Origin of the sequence: Nonomuraea sp. NPDC049486, assembly GCF_040676925.1 — a bacterium.
Lineage (GTDB): Bacteria > Actinomycetota > Actinomycetes > Streptosporangiales > Streptosporangiaceae > Nonomuraea > Nonomuraea ferruginea.
This window is the reverse complement of sequence record NZ_JBFAPV010000022.1, coordinates 42,452-60,666: the sequence shown is the minus strand read 5'-3', so window position 1 is coordinate 60,666 and position 18,215 is coordinate 42,452. Positions and strand designations below refer to the sequence as shown.

The 18,215-nt window shown below is 72.7% G+C and carries 13 protein-coding genes and 1 tRNA gene; 5 read left to right on the top strand and 9 right to left on the bottom strand.

All coding sequences use genetic code 11. The features are described 5' to 3' along the window. Positions 1-102: 102 nt before the first annotated feature. Positions 103-1,485 carry an NDP-hexose 2,3-dehydratase family protein gene (locus tag AB0K05_RS40530; protein WP_271279807.1) on the top strand — a complete coding sequence of 461 codons (1,383 nt, stop codon included), beginning with the start codon at positions 103-105 and terminating at the stop codon, positions 1,483-1,485. On the opposite strand, the gene AB0K05_RS40525 is transcribed toward AB0K05_RS40530, so the two are convergent. Both AB0K05_RS40525 and AB0K05_RS40520 read right to left on the bottom strand, forming a co-directional pair. After that, complete coding sequence (locus AB0K05_RS40525; protein ID WP_148030013.1) at positions 1,466-2,311, bottom strand: TIGR03621 family F420-dependent LLM class oxidoreductase; 846 nt, start codon at positions 2,309-2,311, stop codon at positions 1,466-1,468. The two genes, AB0K05_RS40530 and AB0K05_RS40525, sit on opposite strands and share 20 nt — an antisense overlap. Beyond that, positions 2,308-3,012 (bottom strand): 4'-phosphopantetheinyl transferase superfamily protein, encoded by a 705-nt coding sequence (locus tag AB0K05_RS40520; RefSeq protein ID WP_148030012.1) that lies wholly within the window; start codon positions 3,010-3,012, stop codon positions 2,308-2,310. The genes AB0K05_RS40525 and AB0K05_RS40520 overlap by 4 nt, the downstream gene beginning before the upstream one ends. Positions 3,013-3,324: 312 nt before the next feature. Between AB0K05_RS40520 and AB0K05_RS40515 the strand changes: the two genes are divergently transcribed. Then, a complete protein-coding gene (locus tag AB0K05_RS40515; RefSeq protein WP_148030011.1) occupies positions 3,325-4,278 on the top strand; it encodes an aldo/keto reductase in 954 nt (317 codons plus the stop codon). Between the two features lie 15 nt (positions 4,279-4,293). Here the strand turns inward: AB0K05_RS40515 and AB0K05_RS40510 are convergent, their stop codons facing one another. The 3 genes from AB0K05_RS40510 to AB0K05_RS40500 all read right to left on the bottom strand — a co-directional run bounded on the left by AB0K05_RS40510 (position 4,294) and on the right by AB0K05_RS40500 (position 7,042). After that, positions 4,294-4,956 (bottom strand): response regulator transcription factor, encoded by a 663-nt coding sequence (locus AB0K05_RS40510; RefSeq protein ID WP_148030010.1) that lies wholly within the window; start codon positions 4,954-4,956, stop codon positions 4,294-4,296. After that, a complete protein-coding gene (locus AB0K05_RS40505) occupies positions 4,946-5,680 on the bottom strand; it encodes an ATP-binding protein (RefSeq protein ID WP_148030009.1) in 735 nt (244 codons plus the stop codon). Before AB0K05_RS40505 ends, AB0K05_RS40510 begins: the two co-directional genes overlap by 11 nt. A gap of 447 nt (positions 5,681-6,127) precedes the next feature. Then, positions 6,128-7,042 carry a UbiA family prenyltransferase gene (locus AB0K05_RS40500; protein WP_271279808.1) on the bottom strand — a complete coding sequence of 305 codons (915 nt, stop codon included), beginning with the start codon at positions 7,040-7,042 and terminating at the stop codon, positions 6,128-6,130. Positions 7,043-7,399: 357 nt separating this feature from the next. Between AB0K05_RS40500 and AB0K05_RS40495 the strand changes: the two genes are divergently transcribed. Together AB0K05_RS40495 and AB0K05_RS40490 are read left to right on the top strand one after the other, a co-directional pair. Next, positions 7,400-9,178, top strand: a complete 1,779-nt coding sequence (locus tag AB0K05_RS40495) for a 2-isopropylmalate synthase (RefSeq protein ID WP_345483221.1) — start codon at positions 7,400-7,402, stop codon at positions 9,176-9,178. A 122-nt stretch (positions 9,179-9,300) separates the two neighbouring features. Next, positions 9,301-12,075 carry a helix-turn-helix transcriptional regulator gene (locus AB0K05_RS40490; protein ID WP_271278539.1) on the top strand — a complete coding sequence of 925 codons (2,775 nt, stop codon included), beginning with the start codon at positions 9,301-9,303 and terminating at the stop codon, positions 12,073-12,075. Between the two features lie 5 nt (positions 12,076-12,080). Here AB0K05_RS40490 and AB0K05_RS40485 read toward each other — a convergent pair whose 3' ends face one another. Beyond that, positions 12,081-12,290, bottom strand: a complete 210-nt coding sequence (locus AB0K05_RS40485; RefSeq protein ID WP_148030005.1) for a DUF5988 family protein — start codon at positions 12,288-12,290, stop codon at positions 12,081-12,083. Between the two features lie 25 nt (positions 12,291-12,315). Continuing rightward, on the bottom strand, positions 12,316-13,785 hold the full coding sequence (locus AB0K05_RS40480; protein ID WP_271278538.1) for a carboxyl transferase domain-containing protein: 1,470 nt from the start codon (positions 13,783-13,785) through the stop codon (positions 12,316-12,318). A gap of 197 nt (positions 13,786-13,982) precedes the next feature. Between AB0K05_RS40480 and AB0K05_RS40475 the strand changes: the two genes are divergently transcribed. Beyond that, the gene (locus tag AB0K05_RS40475; RefSeq protein WP_271278537.1) at positions 13,983-17,189 is read left to right on the top strand and encodes a GH92 family glycosyl hydrolase; all 3,207 of its coding nucleotides are present in this window, start codon (positions 13,983-13,985) and stop codon (positions 17,187-17,189) included. A gap of 4 nt (positions 17,190-17,193) precedes the next feature. Here AB0K05_RS40475 and AB0K05_RS40470 read toward each other — a convergent pair whose 3' ends face one another. Together AB0K05_RS40470 and AB0K05_RS40465 are read right to left on the bottom strand one after the other, a co-directional pair. Continuing rightward, complete coding sequence (locus tag AB0K05_RS40470) at positions 17,194-18,099, bottom strand: SMP-30/gluconolactonase/LRE family protein (RefSeq protein ID WP_219548621.1); 906 nt, start codon at positions 18,097-18,099, stop codon at positions 17,194-17,196. A gap of 38 nt (positions 18,100-18,137) precedes the next feature. Then, positions 18,138-18,210 (bottom strand) — tRNA-Ala (locus AB0K05_RS40465). Positions 18,211-18,215: the final 5 nt, after the last annotated feature.

The following is an 18,215-nucleotide window of genomic DNA, read 5'->3' as shown; positions in this document are numbered from 1 at the left end:
CACCGGCGCATAACCCCTATTTCCCCGAGGCCGACCCGACAGGGGACCGAGGCCGGGCCGGTAGGGGTTGAGCGGCGTCGCCGCGCCGTGACAGGTTCGGCCGTGACGGGGGCCAGGGGTGAGGAGGCTGCCATCATCGACGTTCGCGGCTGGCTGGCGGAGATCGCCGGTCACACCTTCATGCAGGCGACGCGGGTGCCCCTGGACGAGCTGACCGGCTGGCGGGAGGACCCGGAGACGGGCGACATCCGCCACCGGAGCGGGCGGTTCTTCACCGTGGAGGGCCTCGACGTCCGGCATCCCGCGGGGCCGGTGACCTCCTGGACGCAGCCGATCATCAACCAGCCCGAGGCGGGCATACTCGGCATCCTGCTCAAGCGCGTGGACGGGGTGCCATACCTGCTGATGCAGGCCAAGAACGAGCCGGGGAACGTCGGCGGACCGCAGCTCTCGCCCACCGTGCAGGCCACCAGGAGCAACTACACGCGGGTGCACGAGGGGCGGCGGGTGCCGTACCTCGGCTTCTTCCGCGAGCCGCGCGGCCGGGTGCTCGTCGACGTGCGCCAGTCCGAACAGGGCGCGTGGTTCTACCGCAAGCGCAACCGCAACATGGTGGTCGAGGTCGCCGCGCACGTGCCGGCGGCCGAGGGCTTCCGCTGGATGCCGCTGCGGCACGTGCACGAGCTGCTGGCCGTGCCCGACCTGGTGAACATGGACGCCCGTACGGTCCTGGCCTGCCTGCCGCCCCAGGGCGGCGCGCGGGACGGTGACGAGGGCTTCGGCGCGCTCGTGGCGCGCTCCCGCGTGCCGGGGCGGCGGGCCGCGCACGGCATGGGCGAGATCCTGAGCTGGCTGAGCGGCCTGCGTTCCACGACCGACATCCAGGCCAGGCCGCTGGCGCTCGGGCGGCTGCGCGGGTGGCGGCGGGCCGGCGGCCGCATCGCGCACGACACCGGCAGGTTCTTCGAGGTCATCGGGGTGCGCGTGCGGGCGCACGGGCGCGAGGTCGGCGGCTGGGACCAGCCGATGATCGCGCCCGTCGGCACCGGGGTCGTCGCGTTCCTGGTCATGCGGATCGGCGGGGTGCTGCACGCTCTCGCGCACGCGCGCGCCGACCCCGGCTACACCGACGTGGTGGAGCTGGCCCCGACCGTGCAGTGCACCCCCGGCAACTACGACCACCTGCCGCCGCGCGCCCGGCCGCCGCTGCTGACGGAGGTGCTGGCGGCCCGGCCGGACAGCGTGCGCTTCGACACGGTGCTGTCGGAGGAGGGCGGCCGCTTCTACCGGGCCCGCAACCGCTACCTCGTGGTGGAGACCGACGAGGACCCGCTGCCCGGCCACCCGGACTTCCGCTGGCTGGCCCTGCACCAGCTGGACGAGCTGCTGCGGCACAGCTACTACCTCAACGTGGAGGCCCGCACCCTCGTCGCCTGCCTGCACGGCCTGACGCGCGACGAGCGGCTCACCGCAGCAGCTCGATGACCTTGCCGAAGTCCTCCATGGCCGGCTCCATCACGGTGAAGTAGGACAGGCGGAACCTCTCCCGGTGCTCGCGCACCTGCTCCGCGATCTGCGCGGGCGTCCCCACGAACAGCGTCGGCAGCTCCAGCAGCCGCTCGGGCGGCAGGTCCGGGGCGTAGCGGCGGACGGTCTCCGCGCCGGCCCGCCGGTCGCGGGTCAGCACCGTGGCCTTGGACAGCACGTTCAGCTCGATCCGCGGAGCGCGCGCCCCCGCCTCGGCCAGGACGAACTCGACCCGCCGCAGCAGCGTCTCCGCGTCGACCAGCGCCGTCCTGCCGTACTCCGCCCGGTAGGGGGCGCCGGTGAAGCTGACGATCTCGGCCCTGCGGGCGGCCAGCCGCAGCACCCGGTCGCCGTGGCCGCCGATCATCAGCGGCGGCCCCTTGTGCCGCAGCAGCGTGTCGAGCGTGCCGACCAGCTCTTCCAGGCGGCGGACGCGCGAGGCCGGGTCGTCGGGCAGGCCCAGGGCCGCGAACTCGGACCTGACGTAGCCGGTGCCGACCCCCAGCTCCAGCCGTCCGCCGATGAGCCGGTCGGTGGTGGTGACGTCCCTGGCCAGCAGGACGGGGTGGTGGAACGCGGCGTTGAGCACGTACGTCCCGATGACCGCCCGTTCGGTGGCCTCGGCGGCCAGCGTCGCGCTGGGGAAGGGCGAGAGCAGGTTCAGGTGGTCGGGCACCGCGATGACGTCGTAGCCCAGCGCCTCCGCGCGCCGGCACTTGGCCGCCCATCCGGCCCCCGAGCAGTCCTCGGTGATCAGGACGACACCGAACCGCAGAGGGGTCATCGGGCGGCTCCTTCGGAGCGGCGGGCCTGCCGGGGCACGGCGGCGGCCCGGGGCTCGATCATGGCGATGGCGGTGAGGAGGAGACCGCGCCCGGCCGTCCACCGGCCGTGGAACCCGGTCAGCGGCCGGCCCTGCCAGCGCGGCCCCGGCACCATCAGGCGCGCGTGGAACGTGCCGCGCTCCGGGTCCAGCACGATCGCCGCGTCCTGGAAGTCCAGCCAGCGCCTGGCCAGCGGGAACCACGCCTTGTAGACCGACTCCTTGGTGCTGAACAGCAGGCGGTCCCAGTTGAGGCCCGGGTGCTCGGCGGCCAGGCGGCGCAGCATCTCACGCTCCCTGGGCAGGGTCACCGCCTCCTCCACGCCGGACGGCAGCGGGGCGTCGGGCTCGGCGTCGATGCCGACGGTCCCGCCGACGGCGCCGACGGCCGCGGCGCGGTAGCCGTCGCAGTGGGTGATGCTGCCGATGAGGCCGGCCGGCCAGCGGGGCTCGCCGTAGGTGCCGGTGAGGACGGGCACCGGCGGCAGGTTCAGTCGTTCCATGGCCTTGCGCACGCAGTGGCGGGCCGTGGTGAACTCCTGGCGCCGTTTGTCGGCCACCTGGCGGACGAGTTCTTCCTCGGCGGGCAGGAGCACGGCGTCGGGCGGGTCGCCGAAGGCGTCGTAGGAGTGGATCGTCGCGGGCAGAATCGCTTCGATCACCCGCATCTCCCTCCTCGCACCCGTCGCCGCGGGAAACCCCCGCACAGTAACGAAATACCACGATTTCCTGCGGCCCCGAAAGAAGGACCTCCGCCTCTGTCACCGGAATTAGGGGGCTGATAGGGGGGTCTCTGCCGGGCCCGGCCTTGAAACCCCTACTGCCGCAGGGGGAGTCTGTGGCTTAACACATCTCGGGCAAATCACGGCACCTGCTCCACCCGAGTGGTCGTAAAATACCGGCGATTCACCGGGAACTGTTCCCGATAATGGACGCATGAAGGGAATTCGGTGCGTTACACGAGGCTAGGCCGGATGGGGCCTCTCATCTCGAACATCGGGCTCGGCTCGCTGGCTCTGAGCGGCGCCTACGGCAGCGTCGACCCCGCCGAGGCCGAACGGGTGGTCCGCCGGGCGCTCGACGCCGGTGTGACCCTCCTCGACACGGCCGACTTCTACGCCGCCGGCGAGGTGGAGCGCCTGATCGGCCGGGCCGTCGCCGGGCGGTCCGACGACGTCGTGGTGGCCACCCGCGGCGGGGCCCGCGTGCGCGGGCCGGAGGAGCCGGTGGAGTTCGACGGCAGGCCCGACTACCTCGAACAGGCCTGCGAGTCCTCGCTCAAGCGCCTCGGCGCCGACCACGTCGGGATCTACTACCTCTACTGCCAGGACTCCCGCGTCCCGATCGAGCACAGCATGACCCGCCTGGCCGCCCTGGTGCGGGCCGGCAAGATCCGCTACATCGGGCTGTCCAACGGCACTCCCGACCAGCTCCGGCGGGCGCACGCCGTGCATCCGGTCACGGCGCTCGCCATCGAGTACTCCCTCTGGGGCACCTGCGTCGACTCCGCGCTGCTCGCCACGGCGCGCGAGCTGGGCGTGTCCGTCGTGGCCGCCCGCCCGCTCGGCCGCGGCTTCCTCACCGGCCGCATCAGGTCCGACGACCGCCTGGACCCGGGCGACTGGCGGCGCGCCGACCCCAGGTTCCGGCCCGAGCGGCTCCGGTCGCACGCCGGGCCGCTGCAGCGGCTCGAAGCCGTGGCGGCGCGGCTCGACCTGGGCTCGGGCCGGCTGGCGCTGGCCTGGCTGCTGTCGCGCGAGGAGCACATCGTGCCGGTCCCCAGCACGCGCGACCAGGTGCACCTGGAGATGAACATCGCCGCCTCGGCGGTCGAGCTGCCTCCCGAGTCCCGCGAGTGGCTGACGGGGTTGTCTCCCCAGGGCTTCCCCCCCGACACCGGCGGCCGGTCGCCCGCTCCCCTGCTCTGACGCGCGCCGGGCGCCTCAGTCGAGGTCGCCCCGGGTGCGCGGCGCGATCAGGGAGGCGGCGAGTGCCTTGTTGACCGCGTCGATCCGCGAGACCGCGTTGAGCTTGACGAAGATGTTGCGCATGTGGCGCTTCACCGTCGCCTCGGCCAGGCCGAGCTTGCGGGCGATCTGGCTGTTGCTCAGCGCGTGCGCCGCGAGCTGGAGCACCTCCAGCTCCTTGTCCGTCAGCGTGGGCGCGGCCGTCGCCTCCACCTGCGCGACGCTGTTGCGCGAGACGGCGAGCACGATCCTCGTGGGCTCCTCGTGCACGCTGCGCACCGCCGCGATCAGCTCGTGCCGGTGCACGCTCTTGAGCAGGTAGCCGCGGATGCCCGCGCCCAGCAGCCGGCTGAGCAGCTGGGGTCCGTCGTACATGCTGAGGATGATGATCCTGGTGTCCGGCGACAGGGTACGGATCCGCGACACGGTCTCGGTGACCTCGTCGCCGGGGATCTCCACGTCCAGCAGCACGATGTCCGGGCAGGTGTCGGCGATCATGGTCACCGCGGACATGGAGTCGCCCGCCTCGCCGACGATCCGCATGTCGCCGACGGACTCCAGGATCTCCCGCAGCCCTTCCCTGAACAGGGCGTGGTCGTCCACCAGGGCGATGGTGATGATGAGGTCGTCAGCCACCATCGGGGCCGTCGCTCTGCCTCTTGAGCGGGATGAACAGCTCGACCAGGCATCCGCCGCGCGGCTCGCTGGAGATCGCGACCCGGCCGCCGAGCAGCGTGGCCCGCTCCCGCATCGAGGCCAGTCCCACACCGCCGTGCTCGCGGGCGCTCGCCGGGTCGAAGCCCCGCCCGTCGTCCTGCACCGAGGCGATCAGCGCGTGGGGGGCGATGTCCACGCGGATGAACAGGGCCGCCGCCTCGGCGTGGGTGAGCGCGTTGCGCGCGGCCTCGCGGATGATGAGGAACGCCTCGTCGATGCACCTCGGCTCGGCCCACGACTCGTCGCCGTTGACGTCGAGCCCGATGCAGATCCGGTCTTCGTCGACGGTCTCCAGGAAGGCCAGCAGCGACTTCTCCAGGCTTCCCACGGAGGCGGCGGGGTGCAGCTCGGAGGTGATCTGCCGCAGGTTCTCCATGATCTCCTGTACGGCCTGCTGCACGATCGCGATCTTGGCCAGGGCCCGCGCCGGGTCGGTGGCGTGGTAGACCTCCGACAGGGCCAGCTGCTGGTGGGCGACGCTGATGCCGTGCCCGATCCGGTCGTGCAGCTCGCGCGCTATGCGCCGGCGCTCGTCCTCCTGGGCCTGGTGCACCTGGTTGAGCAGGAAGCCGTGGTAGCTCTCCGAGGCCTCGCGGACGCGCCGCGACAGGCTCTCCTCCATGCCGGTGACCGCCAGCGCCAGCACCTCGGCGGGCGAATCGAAGTCGGCGGCTATTCGCCGGGCGAGATGAGCGACCGCGGTGCCGAAGAAAAGTGAGCCAGCCTCAAGAGAAGCGGCGGGATGAACCCCTCCCGCCGCGCGCGCGTTCCCGACTTCCCGCGCGTGATGTTTGTAGAGGTTACTTACCTGAACCTTTCCGGCGCGTAGCGTAGCGGCCACGTCCTCCAGGATGTACTGCGCGGTCAATAGGGCCTGATGCCGGGCCTGAGAGGCAGTGAAGGCCGCGTTTCCGGCGGTCAGCAAGGCCGACTCGAATTCGGCCAGGATTTCGTCCCGACAGGCCTCCACGCATCTCGCCGGATCATCGGCCGCCTTGTATTCCCCCTCCACTGACGTCCCCTCCGCCCGTGGGCCGAGTACAAGCACGCCTTCCACTATCGATCATCCGAGTGATGTGCGCAACATTTATCGTCATATGTTCGACAGGACAGCCGTAACATGAACGAGCTGTTGCGTCGCCATAAACGTCTCGTAAGGCCTGCGCCGCGCGGCGCGGCCCTGCTCCCGGCCGACGGCGCGCGTCCCCGCGACGACCACGGCCACGACGCCGGCCGCCATCACCGCCAGCACGCCGACCAGCGGCACGTCCCACACGACGACCGCCACGCAGAAGGCGGTGAGCAGTCCGGGCGCCGCCACGACCATCATCCGGCGCGCGGCGCTCTCGCCGATCAGGACGCCGAGCGTGCGCCGGCCCGCCGCCGCGTCACCCGGGATGTCGGACAGGTCCTTCGCCGGCACGCCGACCAGCACCATCCAGCAGACCGCGGCGGCGGCGAACACGATCAGCCCGGTCGGCGCGACCTCGCCGGTCCCGGCCGTCGCGACGGTGAACCCGGCGAGGTAGGAGAGCAGCCCCGACAGCATGAGCACGATCACCGTGCCGCTCGAACTGGCCTTCAGCGGAGCGGGCGGTCCCGAGTAGAGATAGCCGAGTGCGAGGTTGACCGCGATGATCCAGGTCATCGGGCCGGGCAGGCCCACCGTGGCGACGAGCGACAGCACGGCGGCCACCGCCGCCACGGCCGCGGCGGTGCGGGGGCGCAGCTCGCCCCTGGCGATCGGCCGGCCGGAGCCGTTGATCCGGTCCTCGGCGATGTCGGTGACGCCGTTGTAGAGGTAGATCGCGAAGATCGAGGCCACCCAGGCGACGCCTCCCTGGAAGACCATGAGGGGATCGGCGAGCGAGGTGATCGGCAGGGCCAGGGCGACCCCGGTCAGGTAGCGGAGCGACGAGACGGCCAGCACGGACGGGCGGGATTCGGCGAGGCACAGCGTGATGACGCGGGCGGGGAAAGGGGCCAACAGTGTCCAATTGGCTGACATATTCGGGATTGTGACCAGGGGTGACCCGCCTGATAAGAGGGGCGCACGGAAGTTGTAGTGGGTCTACGCCTTTCGATACCCCAGGTTGCCTCCTTGGATACCGGTCCCGAACTCATGGTGCACCCGCTTGTCCCGCCTTGGCGACCCCTATAGTTTCGCCCTCGTACCCAGAGATCCGTCGACTTTCGAGACCGGCGCGCAAAGTCGCCCTCCGGAGAAGGCTCCGGGGACGATTTCCGTGATGAATCCCGCGATATTCGAGAACCCCGGCACGCTGCCGGAATCCGCCTCCGCCACGGCCGGTTCCCATCCGCCGCATATCCCAGAACAGGACGTCATCAGGAAGGAAATCAGACCATGCAGGGCGCCGAACGCTATACCGGTTTCACCCCCCTCGACCTCCCCGACCGGACCTGGCCCAGCAGGCGCCTGCGCTCGGCCCCGCGCTGGCTCTCGACCGACCTGCGTGACGGCAACCAGTCCCTGGCGCGCCCGATGACCCCCGAGCGCAAGCTCATGATGTTCGACCTCCTGGTCTCCATGGGCTACAAGGAGATCGAGGTCGGGTTCCCGGTCGCCAGCCGCGACGACCACGACTTCGTACGGCTGCTCATCGAGCGCGACCTGATCCCCGACGACGTGCGGATCACCGTGCTGACCCAGGCGCGCGAGGAGCTGATCAGGGCCACCCTGGACTCGCTCAAGGGCGCGGACCGGGCCATGGTCCACATCTACAACGCCACGTCCCCGCTGTTCCGCCGGCTGGTCTTCGACCTCGACCGCGCCGGCTGCCGGCAGCTCGCGGTCCGCGGCACCCAGGTGATGATGGACCACGCCGAGCGCGTGCTGGGCGACTGCGACCTGGGCTACCAGTACTCCCCCGAGCTGTTCAACGAGACCGAACCCGACTTCTCCCTCGAAGTCTGCTCGGCCGTCATGGACGTCTGGCAGCCGGAGGCGGGCCGGGGCATCATCCTGAACTTCCCGACCACCGTCGAGCGCTCGCTGCCCAACGTCTTCGCCGACCAGATCGAGTGGCTGGACCGCAACCTGCCACACCGCGAGCACGTGTGCCTGTCCGTCCACCCCCACAACGACCGCGGCACCGGCGTGGCCTCCGCCGAGCTGGCGCTGCTGGCCGGCGCCGAGAGGATCGAGGGCTGCCTGTTCGGCAACGGCGAGCGCGCCGGCAACGTCTGCCTGGTCACCCTGGGCATGAACCTGTTCTCCCACGGCATCGACCCCGGCATCGACTTCTCCGACATCAACGCCGTGCGCCGCACCGTCGAGCTGTGCAACCAGCTGCCGGTGCACCCCCGGCACCCCTACGGCGGCGACCTGGTCTACACCGCCTTCTCCGGGTCCCACCAGGACGCCATCAAGAAGGGCTTCGACGAGCGGGAGCGCCAGGCCGCGGCCACCGGCGCGGACCCGTCCGGCCTGCCGTGGCGCATGCCGTACCTGCCGGTGGACCCCAAGGACGTGGGCCGCACCTACGAGGCGGTGGTACGGGTCAACAGCCAGTCCGGCAAGGGCGGCGTCGCGTACGTGATGAGCGCCTGGCACGGGCTCAACCTGCCGCGCGGGCTCCAGGCCGAGCTGGCCGCCCGGGTCCAGGAGCGGGCCGAGACGCTGGAGGGCGAGCTGTCGCCGAGCGGGATCGGGGCGGTGTTCCGCGAGGAGTACCTGTACCGGGGCGACCCCGCCGCGCCGCTGGCGATCGGCAGGACACCGCTCGTGGCCACGCTGCACGTCGACGGCCGCATGGAGATGAGCGGGCCGCGCGCCGACGCGGTCCGCACGCTCGGCGCCGCGCTCGCCCCGTGGGGCGTCCGGCTCCGCGCCGTGCACCGCACCGCACCGCCGCTGGACGCGGACCTGACCCCGGAGCAGCCGGCGCTCGCCGGCCACTCCCCCGATGACGTCGTGGTCTACGCCGAGTGCGGCACGGGCACCGGCGCGGGCACGGGCGTGGCGTGGGGTGCCGGCATCGGCGCGGACGTGACGGCCGCGGCGCTGTCGGCCGTGCGGGCGGCGGGCCGCAGGCTGGCCCGCAGGGCCGACCGGCCGGCCCAGGCGCAGGACCGCGCGCGCCCGGCCGCCGACCGCCCCCACCTGATGGCCGCCGGAGAGTAGCCCGTCATGTCACGGATCAGGACCAGACGCCCCCGGCCCAGGCGATCCGGCCAGGACCCGCTCGACCTGCGGACGCCCTCCGGACGCAAGCTGCCCTACTGAACCCGCGCAAGAGGAGGATCATGGCACCGGACGATCGGCGGCAGGACGCGGCTCTCCTGATGGAGCTGCTGGAGGAGGCGAAGGCCGGCAGGGGCCGGATCGCGATGGTGACGGGCGCCGTCGCCACCGGCAAGAGCGAACTGCTGCACGACTTCGCCGAGCAGGCGCTCCGGCACGGCGCGCTCCCACTGTCCGCGACAGGCTCCCTCGCCGAGCGCGACCTGCCACTCGGCGTGCTCTCGCAGCTCGTGCGGAACACGCCGGCCGACGAGCACCGCGCGGCCACGCTGGACCTGCTGCGCGAGGGCGCCCGCGCGCACCTGTCACGCGCGCCGGGCGCGGAGTCCTTCGCGCACGTGGACGCGCAGATCGTGGACGCCCTGTGCACAGTGCTGCTGAAACTGTCGGAGCGCCGCCCCTTGGCGATCGTCGTGGACGACGTGCAGCACGCCGATCGCGCCTCGCAGCTGTGCCTGTCCTACCTCGCGCGCCGGGTGAGGTACGCCCGGGTCATGCTCGTACTCAGCGGCCCTGACCACCACGCCCACCCGCACCCGCTCCTGCGCACCGAGGTGGAGCGCCAGCCGCACTGCCGCCCGGTGCGGCTGGCGCACCTGGCGGAGGAGGGCGTGGCCGAGCGGGTGCGGCAGCGGGAGGGGGCGCAGGCGGCCGACCGCTTCGCCGCCCGGTGCCACGAGCTGAGCGGCGGCAACCGGCTGCTGGCGGACGCGGCGCTGGAGGACCTGCGGGCCACCGGCGAGCCCGGCGAGAAGTACGCCGACGCGGTGCTGGCCTGCCTGCAGCGCGCCGATCCCGACCTGCTCCCCGTGGCCCGCGCGCTGGCCGTGATGGGCGAGCCCGGCGCCGCCGGACGGCTGCTCGGCCGGGGCGAGGCGGCCACGGCCAGGGCGGTTCAGGCGCTGGCCGGGGCCGGGCTGCTCGCCGGCGGCCGGTTCCGGCACGAGGCCGCCGCGTCCGCCGTGCTGGCCGGGCTGGACACCTCGGAGCTGATCGACCTCCACCGCCGGGCGGCGGAGCTGACCTACCAGGAGGGCGCGCCCGCCGCCGTCGTGGCCGGCCACCTCCTGCGGGCCACCCACGCGGGAGACCCGTGGGCGCTGTCGGTGCTGGAGGAGGCCGCCAAGCAGGCGCTGCGCGACGACGGGGTCGAGTCGGCCATCGAGTACCTCAAGCTGGCCTGGCAGGCGTGCGACGACGAGCGGCGCAGGGCGCGGATCACCACCACGCTGGTGCGGGCCAGGTGGCGGATCGACCCGGGGACGCAGACCGGCCAACTGGCCGAGCTGACCGAGGCGCTGCACCAGGGCCATCTGGGCGGCGGCGACGCCATCGTGCTGGCCAGGGCGCTGCTGTGGCACGGCCACGTCGCCGACGCCAAGGACGTGCTGGGCTGCCTGGGCGACGGCGGGGAGCTGGACCGCGAGGCGGTGGCGGAGCTGGACGCGACCCGCGCCTGGCTCCGCAGCAGCTGGCCCGCCTTCCTGCCGCATCTGCCTGAGCCGCCCGCCGAGCAGGCGGGCGGCGCGGCCCGCTCGCTCGGCGCCGACCGCCGGCTGGTGTCGGCCGACGCGCTGGCCTCCACGCTGAGCGAGGGCCCGCAGGAGGAGCTCGTGACCGTGGCCGAGCGCATCCTGCGCGGCTCCCGGCTGGACGAGATGTCCATGGACGCGGTGGAGTGCGCGCTGCTGACCCTGATCTACAGCGACCGTGCCGACCGGGCCGCGCCCTGGTGCGACGTCTTCGTGTCCGAGGCGGCCGACCGGCACGCGCCCAGCCGCCAGGCGAGGCTGTCGGCGATCCGGGCGGAGATCTCGCTGCGCCGGGGCGACCTGGCGGCGGCGGCGCGCGACGCCCAGCGGGCCCTGGAACTCGTCTCGCCGGAGAGCTGGGGGGTCGCCGTCGGCGCGCCGCTGGGCATCCTGCTGATGGCCGGGGCCGGCATGGGCCGCCACCTGGACTACCTGCGCCAGGCCGCCCAGCCGGTGCCTGAGGCCATGCTGGAGACCCGGTTCGCCGCCCAGTACCTCTACGGCAAGGGCCGCTTCGCGCTGATGTCGGGCCAGCCCAGGCAGGCGCTGCGCGACCTGCGGCTGTGCGGTGAGCTGACGTGCGCGTGGGGGCTGGACGTCCCGGAGTTCGTCCCGTGGCGGCTGGACGCGGCCGAGGCGCTGATCCGCCTCGGCGAGGTGGACGAGGCGCGCGGGCTCATCGAGACCCAGCTCGCCGGGTGCGGCAAGCGGTCGAAGCGGGTGCACGGGATGGCGTTGCGCCTGCTCGCCGCGGCGAGCGAGGTGCGGCACCGCGTCATGCTCCTGCGCCGCGCCGCCGACCTGCTGCGGGCGGGCGGAGACCGGTACGAGCACGCCAGGGCGCTGTTCGACCTCACCGAGGCGTACCACGCGATCGGCGAGCACCGCAGGGCCGGGATGCTGAGCGGCCGGGCCGGCGCGCTGGCCCAGGAATGCCACGCGGGCGGGCTGATCCGCGATCCGGCCCGCGCCCGCAGGAACGGCCAGGTGAACGGACAGGTCAACGGTCAGGTGAACGGCCGGCTCAACGGGCACGCCGGCGGGCAGAGCCCGGAAGCGGCGCTCAGCGAGGCCGAGCAGCGCGTGGCGGCGCTGGCCGCCGACGGGTACTCCAACCGGGAGATCTCCGGCAAGCTCTTCATCACCGTGAGCACCGTGGAGCAGCACCTGACGCGGATCTACCGCAAGCTCAACGTCTCGCGCCGCCGTGACCTGCCGGCCGGTCTGGCCGGCAGGTCACTGTAGCGATCTCACTCGGCGACGGCCGTGCGCATGACCCACTCGAAGACGACGGCACGCTCGCCGTCGACGGTGGCGCTCTCGCCGCCGCGCCTGAAGTGCTCGTACCCGGCGCCGTGCGGGAGCTTGAACACCTCGGTGCCGGGGCTCACGCGCTGCACCCGCCGCTCGGCCGGAACCGCCTCCGGTCCGCCGACCAGGACGGCTCTGATCTCCTTCATGGTGCCTCCTCTTGGTGAGAGGTGTTCACAGCGGAATGCTGGAGTGGCGTCCGCGCGCCCGGGGCGCCCGGTCCAGCGCCTGGGCCAGCCTGAGCCGGGTCGTCTCCGGCGCGATCACCTCGTCGACCACGCCGAGCGCGATCGCGCGGGCCACCCCGCCGGCGGTCCGGCGCTGCTCCTCGGCCAGCCGGGCGCTCAGCTCGTCGCGCTCGTCGTCGGGGGCGGCGGCCAGGGTCTTGCGGTGCAGGACGCGTACGGCGCTCTCCGCGCCCATGACCGCGACCTCGGCGTCCGGCCAGGCGAAGGTCGCGGTGGCGCCGAGCGAGCGGGAGTTCATCGCGATGTAGGCCCCGCCGTAGGCCTTGCGGGTGATCAGCGTGACGCGCGGCACCACGGACTCGGCGAAGGCGTGCAGGAGCTTGGCGCCCCGCCGGACGACGCCGCCCCATTCCTGGTCCACCCCGGGCAGGAAGCCGGGGACGTCGACCAGCACGACCAGGGGAACTCCCAGGGAGTCGCACATGCGGACGAACCGCGCGCTCTTCTCCGCCGACAGCGAGTCCAGGCAGCCGCCCTTGCGGATCGGGTTGTTGGCCAGGACGCCGATCGGACGGCCGCCGAGCCGGCCGAGGCCGACCAGGACGTTGGCCGCCCAGCGGGGCTGCAGCTCCTCGAAGACCGGCCCGCGCGCGTCACCGTCCACGAGGGCGCGCACCAGCGGCCGCACGTCGTAGGCGCGCCGCGGCGACTCGGGCAGCAGCGCGCGCAGGTCCCTCGGCTCGCGCAGCGGGGCCAGCTCGAACCGGCCCTGCCCGCCGCGGAGCAGCCCGGCGAGGCGGCGGGCGCGGAAGCAGGCGTCGTCCTCGTCGGCGGCCTGCACGTGCACCACCCCCGACCTCGGGCCGTGCGCGTCGGGGCCGCCGAGCGCCGCCATGTCGATCTTCTCGCCGGTGACGCTCCGCACGATGTCGGGGCCGGTCACGAAGACGCGCCCGGAGCCGGTCATGACAATGACGTCGGTCAGGGCAGGACCGTAGGCGGCGGCCCCAGCGGCCGGGCCGAGGACGACCGAGATCTGCGGCACCACGCCGGAGGCCCTGGTCATCGCGGCGAACATGCGGCCCACGCCGTCCATGGACTCGACGCCGTCGGCGAGCCTGGCGCCTCCGGAGTGCCACAGGCCGATCACCGGGCAGCCCTCGGCCACGGCGGCGTCGGTGGCGGCCACGATGTGCCGGGCCCCGGCCGCGCCGAGCGCGCCGCCCATCCTCCTGGCGTCGGTGCAGAAGGCGATGACGGGCCGCCCGTCCACCCGGCCCCGCACCGCGGTCACGCCGCTGTCGTCGTCCGCGTGCAGCGCGACGGGCGTGCCCGGGTCCAGCAGCCGGGCCAGCCTGACCGAAGGGGCGCGCGGGTCGGCGGCGGGCTCCGCCCCGCGGTCGGCCGGCGCGCGGCTCACCGGCAGCTCGTCCGGCAGCGTGGGCAAGACGGTCATCCCTGATCCCCTGTGCTCGACGGTCTCTCACGGGTCCGGGACCCGTGGCACCCATCGAATGTGTCAACGGCCGGGGTGCCGGCCAACCCCTATTCACTCCTGCGCGGATGGCAACTTGTGCGCGCCGTTTTCGCTCGTTGACCGGGGTGTGGGGGCGGGTTTCGATGATTCGATCTCACCCTTGAAAGGTGTGCGACATGTCCTTGTGGTCGTTACCGATTGTCACCACGTTGCTGGCCACGGCGGTGTTCCCCGCCGGGGCCGTCACGACCCCCGATCCGGGATCCGCCGCCGTGCGCGACCCGGCCTCGCTGGTCAACGTCTTCCACGGTACGAAGGAGGCGGCGGCCGACTTCGGGCACGGCGGCGGCGGGGGGATGACCTTCCCCGGCGCCGTGCTGCCGTTCGGGATGATGCAGTGGAGCCCCGACACGGTGGAGGACGCCGGCGGCGGTTACCGCTGGGAGGACGACCGCCTGCGCGGCTTCTCCATGACCCACATCTCCGGGCCGGGCTGCACCGGCGCCCAGGACTTCCCGGTGATGCCCTTCTCCGGCCGGATCGGCCGCTCCCCCGCGACGCACGGGATGGACTACGTCCAGACCTTCCAGCACACCGCCGAGAAGGCCTCGCCCGGCTTCTACGGCGTCACCCTGGACACCGGCGTCAAGACCGAGCTGTCGGTCAGCACGCGGGCGGGCGTCGGCCGCTTCACCTTCCCCGAGGGCAAGCCGGCCACACTGCTGCTGAACACCAGCGGCTCGATCAACGGCGTGGACGACGGCGAGACCCGGATCAGCGGGAACACCGTCGAGGGCTGGGTGCTGACCGGCGGGTTCTGCGGCCCCCCGACGCGCTACAAGGTCTACTTCCACGCCACCTTCGACCGGCCGGTCACCGGCTTCGGCACCTGGAAGGACGACCAGGTGCTGCCCGGCGCGCGGGTCGTCGCCAACGCCTCCGAAGGCAAGGTGAAGGGTCATGTCGTCACCTCTGACGACGTGGTGGTGAACGGGCCGGGGTCCGGCGCGTACCTGGAGTTCGACCCCGCCACGCCGGTGCAGATGCGGGTGGGCCTGTCGTACGTGAGCGTCGAGGGCGCCAGGAACAACCTGCGGACGGAGATCGGCGCCAAGAACCTGGAGCAGGTGGCGAGCGAGGCGGAGGCCGTCTGGAACGCCCGTCTCGGCCAGGTGCGGATCGAGGGCGGCACCGACGCCCAGCGGCGCACCTTCTACAGCAGCCTCTACCACGCGCTGCTCCAGCCGTACGTCTTCGACGACGCCGACGGCACCTACGTCGGCTCCGACTACGAGATCCACCGGGTGAAGCCGGGCCACCACCACTACGCGACCTTCTCCGGCTGGGACGTCTACCGCAGCCAGGTCCAGCTGCTGGCCCTGCTCGCGCCGGACGTGGCGAGCGACATCGCGCAGTCGATGTACGTCAACGCCCAGGCGCTCGGCAACGTGTGGGACCGCTGGTCGCACCAGAACGCGGTCACCGGCGTCATGGTGGGCGACCCGTTCCACGTGATCCTCTCCACGGTGCACGCCTTCGGCGCGCGCGACTTCGAGGCCGCCGAAGCCCTCAAGGCGATGGCCGAGGCCGCCCGGCGCAGCGGCCCGATGGACATCGGTCACCCGCTGCTGGACTACGACGAGCGGCCGGGCAACGCCGCGTACATGGACAAGGGGTACGTGCCGTCGGACCCGTCCGCGACGCTGGAGTACGGCGTGGCCGACTTCGGCATCGCCCAGCTGGCCTCCCGGCTCGGCGACCAGGCCACGCGGGCGGAGTTCATGAAGCGCGCGCAGGCGTGGCAGCACCTGTTCAACCCGGCCAACGGCTGGGTCCAGCCCAAGATGGGGGACGGCGCGTTCAAGTCGCCGTTCGACCCGGCCGCCGCCGACGTCTACATGGAGGGCAACGGGGCGCAGTACCACTGGATGGTGCCGCACAACCCGCAGGGGCTGATCACCGCGATGGGCGGCGCCCAGGAAGCGGTGAACAGGCTGGACGACTACTTCAAGGAGCTGAACGCCGGCCCGCACCGGCCGTACGCCTACCTCGGCAACGAGGTCGCGCTGCAGTCGCCGTGGCTGTACGCGTGGGCGGGCCGGCCGTACAGGACGCAGGAGGTCGTCCGGAAGACGCAGAAGGAGCTGTTCGGCCCCGGCCCCGACGGGCTCGTCGGCAACGACGACCTGGGCACGATGGGCGCCTGGTACGTGTGGTCGGCCATGGGCCTGTTCCCGGCCGTTCCCGGCCGGGCCGAGCTGCTGGTGAACACGCCGCTGTTCGACCGGATCACGATCGACAGGCCCGGCGGCGACATCCAGGTCAACGCGCCCGGCGCCGCGGGCGGCTACATCCGGGCGCTGCGCGTGAACGGCGCCCCGGTGTCGCAGGCGTGGCTGCCGGAGACGTTCGCCACGCGGGGCGGGCGGCTGGACTTCACGGTGGGCAGCTCGCCGAACCTCACCTTCGGAGCTCGCCCGGCGGACGCGCCGCCGTCGTTCGGCGAGGGCACCGAGCCGTACCTGCTGGGGCTCAACCCGGGAAGCGGGCCGGTGGCGCCCGGCGGGACCTTCGAGGCCGACCTCACGATCCGGTCCATGGAGCGGACGGCCACGGTCGCGTGGCAGGCCACGCCGCCGCCGGGGATCACGGTGACGCCGTCGAGCGGACGCCTGTTCGTGCCGGCCGGGCGCGCCACGACCCGCAAGATCAGCATCACCGTGGACCCCGGCGTGGCGCTCGGCTTCCACACCGTGCCGATCGTGGCGGGCGAGGCGACCGGCGGCGTGCGGCTGAACGTGGCCGAGCGCGGCACGCTGGCGTGGCACCACAACAACGCCGGCATCGGCGACGCCGCGGTGCCCGACGAGGCCAACATCGACGGGCCCGGGTTCAGCTACTCGGCGCAGGCCCTGGCCGACGAGGGCGTCGAGCCGGGCGGCACCGTCTCCTGGAAGGGCTTCGACTTCACCTGGCCCGACCGCAAGCCCGGCGAGTGGGACAACCTGCGGCCGGGCACCGCGCCGATCGAGGTGGCGGCGCCCGACGGGGCGAGTGAGCTTGCGTTCCTCGGGTCGGGCGTGAACGGCTGGCCCGAGTCGAAGGTGACGGTCACCTACACCGACGGCTCGACGAGCACCGGCAAGCTCGGCCTCAGCGAATGGATCCTGGACTTCGGCGGCGAGCCGCCGGCGTTCGGCAACGAGCCCGTGGCCAGCACGCCGCTCAGGCTCTTCTGGGGCTCATGGGCGTTCCAGCCCATCGGCGCGCACGTGTTCGCGGCTCAGCCGATCGCGCTGGACCCGGCCAAGAAGGTGGCCAGCCTGACCTTCGCCCCGGCGGAGGACGGCGAGCTGCACCTCTTCGCCTGGGCCTTCAAGTGACGGGTCAGGCCCAGACCGGGCGGGCGCCGCGGATGTTGAGCATGACCGAGTACAGCGACGTGGTCGCGGTGATGAAGACCCGGTTGCGCTTGGGCCCGCCGAAGACCAGGTTGGAGACGCTCTCCGGCAGGTTGAGCCTGCCGAGGAGCGTGCCGTCCGGGTCGTAGCAGTGCACCGAGGATCCGACGGCGGCCCACACGCGGCCGCCGTCGTCCAGGCGCAGGCCGTCGAAGCCCTCCTTGCCGTCGTGCGCGGCGAACACCCGGCCGCCGGTGAGCGTGCCGTCGTCGCGCACGTCGAAGACCCGCAGGTGGCGCTCCTGGGTGTCGGCGACGAAGAGCCTGCTCTCGTCGAGGTCGAAGGCGAGGCCGTTGGGCCTGGCGAAGTCGCCGGCGACCATCTCGGTCGCGCCGGTGCCCGGGTCGATCCGGTAGACGTGGCAGCCGTCGATCTCCTGCTCGGCCCGGTGTCCCTCGTAGTCGCCCAGGATGCCGTACGGCGGGTCGGTGAACCAGATCGACCCGTCGGAGCGGACCACGACGTCGTTGGGGCTGTTGAGCCGCCTGCCCCGCCAGCTGTCGGCCAGGGTGGTGACCGAGCCGTCGTGCTCGGTCCTGGTCACCCGGCGCGCGCCGTGCTCGCAGGAGATGAGCCGGCCCTCACGGTCGAGGGTGTTGCCGTTGACGTAGCCGGACGGCTGACGGAACGGGCCGACGGCGCCGGTCTGCTCGTCCCAGCGGAGCATCCGGTCGTTGGGGATGTCGCTCCACACCAGGAAGCGGCCCGCCGGGAAGTAGACCGGCCCTTCCGCCCAGCGGGTCCCGCGGTGGAGGCGTTCGAGGTTTCTGTCGCCGCGGACGGCCGCGATGCGCTTGTCGAACGCCTCGAAATCGACGGGAATGAGCTCCACGAGGACGGCCTCCGGGGGGATCGGCTGCCCGACAGGGGTGGAGCTATGGGGATTCGAACCCCAGACCTCTTCCATGCCATGGAAGCGCGCTACCAACTGCGCCATAGCCCCTTGCG

Excerpts from the sequence above, each read along its gene's own strand:
- AB0K05_RS40495 (WP_345483221.1), top strand. The coding sequence starts at position 7,400 with ATGCAGGGCGCCGAACGCTATACCGGTTTCACCCCCCTCGACCTCCCC.
- AB0K05_RS40480 (WP_271278538.1), bottom strand. The coding sequence starts at position 13,785 with ATGACCGTCTTGCCCACGCTGCCGGACGAGCTGCCGGTGAGCCGCGCG.
- AB0K05_RS40490 (WP_271278539.1), top strand. The coding sequence starts at position 9,301 with ATGGCACCGGACGATCGGCGGCAGGACGCGGCTCTCCTGATGGAGCTG.
- AB0K05_RS40485 (WP_148030005.1), bottom strand. The coding sequence starts at position 12,290 with ATGAAGGAGATCAGAGCCGTCCTGGTCGGCGGACCGGAGGCGGTTCCG.
- AB0K05_RS40515 (WP_148030011.1), top strand. The coding sequence starts at position 3,325 with ATGGGGCCTCTCATCTCGAACATCGGGCTCGGCTCGCTGGCTCTGAGC.
- AB0K05_RS40500 (WP_271279808.1), bottom strand. The coding sequence starts at position 7,042 with ATGTCAGCCAATTGGACACTGTTGGCCCCTTTCCCCGCCCGCGTCATC.
- AB0K05_RS40510 (WP_148030010.1), bottom strand. The coding sequence starts at position 4,956 with ATGGTGGCTGACGACCTCATCATCACCATCGCCCTGGTGGACGACCAC.
- AB0K05_RS40475 (WP_271278537.1), top strand. The coding sequence starts at position 13,983 with ATGTCCTTGTGGTCGTTACCGATTGTCACCACGTTGCTGGCCACGGCG.
- AB0K05_RS40525 (WP_148030013.1), bottom strand. The coding sequence starts at position 2,311 with ATGACCCCTCTGCGGTTCGGTGTCGTCCTGATCACCGAGGACTGCTCG.